Origin of the sequence: Pantoea sp. CTOTU49201, from assembly GCF_032054795.1 — a bacterium.
Taxonomy (GTDB): domain Bacteria; phylum Pseudomonadota; class Gammaproteobacteria; order Enterobacterales; family Enterobacteriaceae; genus Pantoea; species Pantoea symbiotica.
This window is the reverse complement of sequence record NZ_DAMBSA010000118.1, coordinates 1-7929: the sequence shown is the minus strand read 5'-3', so window position 1 is coordinate 7929 and position 7929 is coordinate 1. Positions and strand designations below refer to the sequence as shown.

At 52.8% G+C, this 7929-nt stretch carries 6 protein-coding genes and 1 pseudogene; all 7 read left to right on the top strand.

What is annotated here, in order from left to right; genetic code table 11:
• Positions 1–316, top strand: a pseudogene (locus RTY00_RS10580) (hypothetical protein); the annotation flags it as partial.
• A gap of 45 nt (positions 317–361) precedes the next feature.
• Positions 362–1069 (top strand): phosphatase PAP2 family protein, encoded by a 708-nt coding sequence (locus RTY00_RS10575; RefSeq protein ID WP_312664398.1) that lies wholly within the window; start codon positions 362–364, stop codon positions 1067–1069.
• A 514-nt stretch (positions 1070–1583) separates the two neighbouring features.
• Positions 1584–2159, top strand: coding sequence for a bifunctional murein DD-endopeptidase/murein LD-carboxypeptidase (gene mepS, locus RTY00_RS10570; protein WP_312664397.1), 576 nt, complete (start codon positions 1584–1586; stop codon positions 2157–2159).
• 283 nt (positions 2160–2442) lie between these two features.
• Positions 2443–4008, top strand: coding sequence for a cyclic di-GMP phosphodiesterase (locus RTY00_RS10565; RefSeq protein ID WP_312664396.1), 1566 nt, complete (start codon positions 2443–2445; stop codon positions 4006–4008).
• A 65-nt stretch (positions 4009–4073) separates the two neighbouring features.
• Positions 4074–5882 (top strand): extracellular solute-binding protein, encoded by a 1809-nt coding sequence (locus RTY00_RS10560; protein WP_312664395.1) that lies wholly within the window; start codon positions 4074–4076, stop codon positions 5880–5882.
• Between the two features lie 10 nt (positions 5883–5892).
• Positions 5893–6984 (top strand): microcin C ABC transporter permease YejB, encoded by a 1092-nt coding sequence (locus RTY00_RS10555; protein WP_154190272.1) that lies wholly within the window; start codon positions 5893–5895, stop codon positions 6982–6984.
• Positions 6984–7929, top strand: a 946-nt coding sequence (locus RTY00_RS10550; protein WP_312664394.1) for a microcin C ABC transporter permease, incomplete at its 3' end; no start/stop codon positions are given. The genes RTY00_RS10555 and RTY00_RS10550, both read left to right, overlap by 1 nt.

Genomic DNA, 7929 nt, shown 5'->3' with positions numbered 1-7929 from the left:
ACTGGATGGTCAGGCGCGCTGGCGTCGGGCGCTCAATGAAGGCCAGGGTTATGCTTCCTGTGGCTGGATTTTTGATGAGGAAACCGTGTTTGATACCATTGCCGCGCTAGAGTGGGCGCGGCTTGCGCCGGTGGATCGCGTTAAAGGCGTACTGCGCACAGCGGACGGTTTAGTCAACATCAATCGCCAGGGCGAAGACTTGTTTATTGAAACGCGCCCTACTACGCCACCGGATAGCCGCATCGAATTAATCCATCATCAGCCCGTAGACTGGAACCTTTTGCAGACCGCCTTGTTGAAGATTCGTTTAAATTAGGTGCGTTAGGTTGCCCCGTTGTTTTCACTTTGGATTTATTTTTTTATGCGCGCGTCACGATTAATCACCATCCTGCTGCTGAATGCGCTAGGGATAATGCTGTTTGTTTCATGGTACCTGCCGCCCGATCACGGGTTCTGGTTTGGTATCGATAAAGCCATCTTTTATGGCTTCAATGACCAGATGGTTGACCATCACGGCTTCGCACTGTTAGTGGCCATCACTAACTTCCGCGGCTTCGATCTGGTTTCACTGTTGGCGATGGGTGCGCTGTATCTGTGCTTCTGGCGTCGCGAAACACCGCAAGGCCGCCGTCGCATGCTCGCGATTGGCATCACCATGTTGCTAAGCGCCGTGATCCTGAACCAGCTCGGCCATCTGCTGCCGGTGCAACACTCCAGCCCAACGCTGTTCTTTGACAATGTACATCGCGTAAGTGAACTGACCGGCATCCCGGCCAAAGATGCCTCGAAAGATAGCTTCCCAGGCGACCACGGCATGATGCTGATGATCTTCACCTGCTTTATGTGGCGCTATTTCGGCTTCCGCGCGTTTCTGGTGGGCCTGGCGATTAGCGTGGTGTTTGCTCTGCCACGCGTGATGGCGGGTGCGCACTGGTTTACCGATATTGCTGTCGGTTCATTGTCGGTGGTGCTGGTTGGTATGAGCTGGTGCCTGTTAACGCCATTCAGCGACAAGCTGGTTAACTGGCTAAACCGTTCGTTGCCGGGCAAATATAAGCCGCGCAGGTAATTGTTAAGCGCGAGTGATCATAGAACAAAAAGTCGATCGCTCGCGCTTATTTAAAACCTGAATAAACTATTAGCAAACTAACATTATTCAAGTAAAAGAAAAGATTATGATGAAAAATGCGGAACAATAGCCTTTATCTTAGTCTGTCCAGCCCGAACCCTCTTAAAATCGGCCTTAGCGCCAGAATTACCCCCTTATTGCACCGCTGTTTGGCTATTAAATCGCTGCCAATTGTTGATAAACTAGCCATTGTGTTACAGATTGATTTCACATCGAAAAAACCTTTGAATATTTATATAAAAGCACTCGCCACGCGGTCTGTAATCGGTTAACCTCAAATCCGATTAGTAAGCAACAGCATAAAATGCGGTGCTTAAAGCTACAAAAATGTGTGCATTAACACATTTTAGTAATTAAGGATTTGTCTTAGACGGCCGTACTTATTAATCTCAACCCGTTTTGTCATCTGGCTGACGACATTCTGTCGTAAGGAAACCGAAGGAATTCACGTACAATGGTCAAGTCTCAACCAATACTGAGATACCTCAGGCGGATCATTCCCGCAGTTGCTCTGGCAACACTTTTATCAGCATGTAGCAGCACCCATAACGGTCAGAACGCGAATAACGAGAATCATGAAGTTAACAACCAGAATGGTTTTTTACTTCAAGCGTCTCAGGACGAATTTGAACAGATGGTGCAGAACGTGGACGTTAAGTCCCGCATCATGGAACAGTACAGTGACTGGAAAGGTGTACGTTATCGCTTAGGCGGCGACACCAAACGCGGCATTGATTGTTCTGCTTTTGTTCAGCGCACCTTTCGCGAGCAGTTTGGTTTAGATTTGCCACGCTCAACGTCAGAACAGCAAGACACCGGCAAAGAGATTTCACGCAATAAATTGCGCGCAGGTGACTTAGTGCTGTTCCGCGCCGGTTCTACCGGGCGCCACGTCGGCATCTATCTCGGCAACGATAACTTTGTTCACGCATCCACCAGCAGTGGCGTGATGATTTCCAATCTGAACGACAGTTATTGGAAAAATCGTTACCGTGAAGCGCGTCGGGGTCTCGCTAAAAACCCGAGCTAACGTATTCTTTTGAAGATCCTCTCAGCCAGAGAATCAGAAAACGCTGCCCCGGCAGCGTTTTTTTTCGCCCACTGTTTTTAACTCAAATCCAATCGATAAAAAGTAATTGAGAATCAAAAATATAACGAGACATTCTTCGCGCTCTCGTTATATTCTCGTTGACTTCCTGATACCCAAACATCGCCCTTCAGACGCCGTGATTACTGCGATGTCGGCAGGACTCTGGGTAATGACCAAAGTGATAAACATAATAAAAAATGGCAAGACAAGGGGAATACACTCCATGCCACTTTCGGGGACATTAAAACGCCACGCCAGCTACTCAAGACGCATCGCCTGGAGTAGCGTAATCATCGGCACGTTGTTTTTTCTGCTTTTTGTCACCGTCCTGTTAACACTGACCTGGCAAAAACGCGTACAACAACATCAACAGCTACTGGCTCACAGCCGTGACGATTTACAACAGGTCATTACAACCCTGGTGGATACGCTTTATCCACTGCAGCAATACACACAATTAACCTGCAGCAGCGTCGGCCGTGAGCTGACTTCTCGCGCTGCGTTTGCGGGAAATATCCGCGCCATTCTGCTGGTTCGCGACAGTAATGCTTACTGCTCTTCTGCTACAGGCAGTTTTTTGCTGGCTGCCAACGCGATATCGCCTGAATCTGAACTAGAAAGCGATCGCGATATGCGCTTACTGGAAGGCACGCCATTGCTGCCAACGAAACCGGCGCTGGCGCTCTGGCTGAAAAATCCAGGTTCGGCAGAGACCGGCATTCTCGCCACCATGAACATTAGCCTGACGCCTTACCAGCTGCTGGCTTCCTATCATCCCGAAATCACCGGCATGGCGTTGGTGATCGGCAATAAAGCGCTACTTAGCGGCAGCAACAAAGTGGTGCACGCCAGTGATTTACCTGCATCGCTGCATGAAATAGCCTTTAACAATAGCGACCTGCACTTTGTACTGTTTGGTAGCACCTTAGCGCCACGCGATTACTCACTGACGCTGCTGACCGGCATCTTATTCTCACTGCTGGTTTCCGCTTTAAGTTGGCTATTGCTGACCCGCCATCAGCGTCCGGGCAAAGAGATCATGCAGGGAATCAAACGTGGTCAGTTTCACGTTGAATACCAGCCGCTGGTCACCGCGCATGATGGACAACCTTACGGCGTGGAAGCGCTGCTGCGCTGGACGCATCCCACTGAAGGCATGATTCCACCGGATGCCTTTATTAGCTACGCCGAAGCGCAAAACCTGATTATTCCGCTCACCCAGCATCTGTTTACCTTGGTGGCGCGCGATGCACAGTTTCTCTGTAAACAACTGCCGCGTGGCACACGTCTGAGCCTCAATCTCTCGCCGCTGCATCTCGCCTCTGAGAGTTTCCGTCATGATGTGCAGGTATGGATTAACGCCATGCCGGCGGACCATTTCAACTATGTGTTTGAGATTACCGAGCGCACCATGGTGGGTGAGAAAAATGCCGGTGAAATCTTCGCCTGGCTGCACGAAAACAATTTCAAAATTGCGATTGATGATTTTGGCACCGGACACAGTGCGCTGATCTACCTGGAAAAATATCCGTTCGATTATCTGAAGATCGATCGTGGGTTTGTGCAAAGCATTGGCACGGAAACCGTCACCTCGCCGGTTCTTGATGCGGTGCTGCTGCTGGCGAAAAAACTCAACCTGAAAACCGTGGCGGAAGGCGTTGAAACCGGCGACCAGGCGGCATGGCTGGTGAATCGCGGCGTGACGCATTTACAGGGCTATCTGTTTAGCCGCCCGCTACGACCTGAAAAACTCGCCAGTTATTTCCAACGCCAGCGCGTGCTGAGTTAGCATCACGCGAACCCCATGAAACTGCTACCATAAAGTGCGGAACACCACAGGAGATCGCCCCACTTATGCTGCTGCGTCTTGTCACAGCGTTATTGTTTTGTAGCGCCATTGCGCCGCTGCATGCCGCAACCATCAACGAAAGCTATGCCTTTGCTAAACTGGGCGAGCATAAATATGCGGTCAATTTCACGCACTACGATTACGCCAATCCCGCTGCGCCTAAGGGCGGCAAAATCACACTGGCGGTGGTCGGCACCTATGACAACTTCAATCGCTTCGCCTCGCGCGGCAATCCCGGCATTGGCACCGATACGCTGTATGACGGCCTGTTTACCACTTCCGATGATGAACCTGGCAGCTACTATCCGCTGATCGCTGAATCGGCGCGCTATCCTGACGACTATCGCTGGATGGAAGTGTCGATCAATCCTCATGCACAGTTTCAGGACGGAACACCGATTACCGCGCAGGATGTGGCTTTTACCTTTCAGAAATTCATGACGGAAGGTGTGCCGCAATTCCGCGTGGCGTTTCGCGACGTGCAAGTTAAAGCACTTAACCGCCTCACCGTGCGCATCGACATGCCGAAGCCTGACAAAGATCGGGTTCTCAGCTGGCTGACACTGCCGGTTATTCCGGAAAAGTTTTGGCAAAACAAAAAGTTTAATGAGCCGATTGGTTATCCGCCGTTGGCCAGCGGGCCTTATCGCGTCACCTCGTATAAATCGGGTCAGTTTATTCAGTACAGCCGGGTGAAAGATTACTGGGCAGCCAATCTGCCGGTCAATCGCGGACGCTTTAACTTCGACACCCTGCGCTATGACTACTATCTCGATGACAACGTGGCGTTCGAGGCCTTCAAAGCCGGCGCTTACGATTTGCGTGAAGAGAGTTCAGCCAAGAAATGGGCCACGCAATATCGCGGGCGCAACTTTGATAGTCACGCCATCGTCAAATCAACCATTCCCAACACGGTTTCCACCGACACGCGCTGGCTGGCTTTTAACAACGAAAAGCCGCTGTTTGCCGATCGTCGCGTACGCGAAGCCATTACGCTGGCGTTCGATTTTGAGTGGATGAATAAAGCGTTGTTCTACGGCGCTTATAAACGTACCAACAGCTATTTCCAGAACACCGAATATGCAGCGCTTGGCTATCCCAAAGCCGAGCAGCTGATCCTGCTGGCGCCGTATAAGGCGCAGCTGCCAGCGGAAGTGTTCAACAATGAGTATGCCCCGCCCCGTTCCGACGGCAGCGGTTTCGATCGCGGCAACCTGTTGCAAGCCATGAAGCTGCTGAAAGAAGCGGGCTGGGAGATTAAAAACCAGCAGCTGGTGAACGTGAAAACCGGCCAGCCGTTCCGTTTCGAATTACTGATGCGCAGCGGCACGCAAAACGACTGGGCGCTGCCGTTCCAGCACAGCCTGCAACGGCTTGGCATTCAGGTCACATTGCGTCAGATTGACAGCTCGCAATATTTACGGCGTTTACGCGAAGGTGACTACGACATGATTCCGTCACTCTATTACGCGATGCCATGGCCCTCCACCAGCTTGCGCACCATCTGGCAGTCTGAGTTCATCAACTCCTCTTGGAATACGCCGCGTGTGAAAGATCCCATCGTCGACCATTTTGTCCAGCAGATCGTTGAGCATCAGGGCGATGAGAAGGCGCTGTTGCCGCTTGGTCAGGCGCTGGATCGCATCCTGCTGTGGAATGCCTACATGATTCCGATGTGGTACAGCGCGGAAGATCGTATGGCGTATTGGGACAAGTTTTCCCATCCAGAGATTAAACCCGCGTTTGCTACCGGTCTGGAAAACTGGTGGTACGATGTGAACAAAGCCGGGCGATTGCCGGCCGATCGACGCTGAGGAGTACGGTTTGGCAGCCTATTTTCTACGCAGGTTACTGCTGATCATCCCCACGCTGTGGGCGATCATCACCCTGAACTTCTTTATTGTGCAGATCGCACCCGGCGGTCCGGTGGATCAGGCGCTAGCCAACGTGCAGTTTGGTCACAGCACCGGCATTCCCGGATCAGGCGGTGGCGACAGCGGCGCGCGCGGATCGCTGGTGCGCGACAATCCCGGCGACAGCCAATATCGCGGCGCACGCGGCCTGGATCCGGAAGTGATCGCGGAGATTAAGCATCGCTACGGCTTCGATAAACCGCTGCTACAGCGTTATGGCGAAATGCTGTGGAACTACATCCGTTTTGATTTCGGCGACAGCCTGTTCCGCAGCGCATCGGTGCTGCAGCTAATCAAAGAGAGTTTGCCGGTCTCCGTCAGTTTGGGATTGTGGAGCACCTTAATCATTTATCTGGTGTCGATTCCGTTAGGCATCAAAAAAGCGGTGCGTAACGGCAGCGCTTTCGATATCTGGAGCAGCACCTTTATCATCATTGGCTATTCGATTCCGGCATTCCTGTTCGGCATCATGCTGATTGTGCTGTTTGCCGGCGGCAGCTACTTTGACTGGTTCCCGCTGCGCGGCCTGACGTCACCGCAGTTTGATGCGCTGCCGTGGTACAGCAAAATCACCGATTACCTGTGGCATATCACGTTGCCGGTGCTGGCCACGGTGATTGGCGGTTTTGCCACACTGACCATGCTGACCAAAAACTCCTTCCTCGATGAGATCCGCAAACAATACGTGGTCACCGCGCGCGCCAAAGGGCTGGATGAGAAGCGCGTGCTCTACGGCCACGTGTTCCGCAATGCCATGCTGCTGGTGATCGCCGGTTTTCCTGCCACCTTTATCAGCATGTTTTTCACCAGCTCGGTGTTAATTGAGGTGATGTTCTCGCTCAATGGTTTGGGCCTGCTCGGCTACGACGCCACCATCCAGCGCGACTATCCGGTGATGTTTGGCACGCTTTACATCTTCACGTTAATTGGCCTGCTGATGAACATTCTCAGCGATCTGACCTACACGCTGGTCGATCCGCGCATTGATTTTGAGGGACGCTGATGCGCTTATCTCCTGTTAACCAGCAGCGCTGGCAGCGTTTTCGCCATAACCGTCGCGGATACTGGTCGCTGTGGATTTTCCTGATCATTTTTGTCCTGTCGTTGGGCGCTGAGTTGCTGGCCAACGACAAACCGCTGCTGGTGCATTATCAGCAGCGCTGGTACATGCCGCTGCTGTTCAACTACAGCGAAAGTGATTACGGTGGCGATTTTTCCACGCCCGCTGATTATCAGGATCCGTGGCTGAAGCAGCGCATCGATCAGCAAGGTTGGGCGATTTGGGCACCGATTCGCTTTAGCGACAGCACCATCAACTTCGCCACCGATGTGCCCTTCCCTTCTCCACCTTCGGCGCAAAACTGGCTCGGCACCGATGCTAACGGCGGCGATGTGCTGGCTCGCCTGCTGTATGGCACGCGCATTTCATTACTGTTCGGCATCATGCTGACGCTGTTCTCCAGCGTGATTGGCATCGTGGTCGGCGCGGTGCAAGGCTACTTTGGTGGCCGCATCGACTTGGTCGGCCAGCGGCTGATTGAAGTGTGGTCCGGCATGCCTTCGCTGTTCCTGCTGATTCTGCTCTCCAGCGTGATTCAGCCCGGCTTCTGGTGGCTGCTGCTGGTTACCGTGGTGTTTGGCTGGATGAGCCTGGTGAGCGTGGTGCGCGCCGAATTCCTGCGCGCACGTAACTACGATTACATCCGTGCGGCGCGCGCGCTCGGCGTTAGCGACAGCCGTATTATGCTGCGCCACATGCTGCCGAACGCCATGGTCGCCACGCTGACGTTTTTGCCGTTTATCCTGTGCGGCTCAATCACCACGCTAACTTCGCTGGACTTCCTGGGTTTTGGTTTGCCGGTGGGATCACCCTCGCTTGGCGAGCTACTGCTCCAGGGCAAAAACAATTTACAGGCGCCGTGGCTGGGGCTGGCGGGCTTCTTTGCCC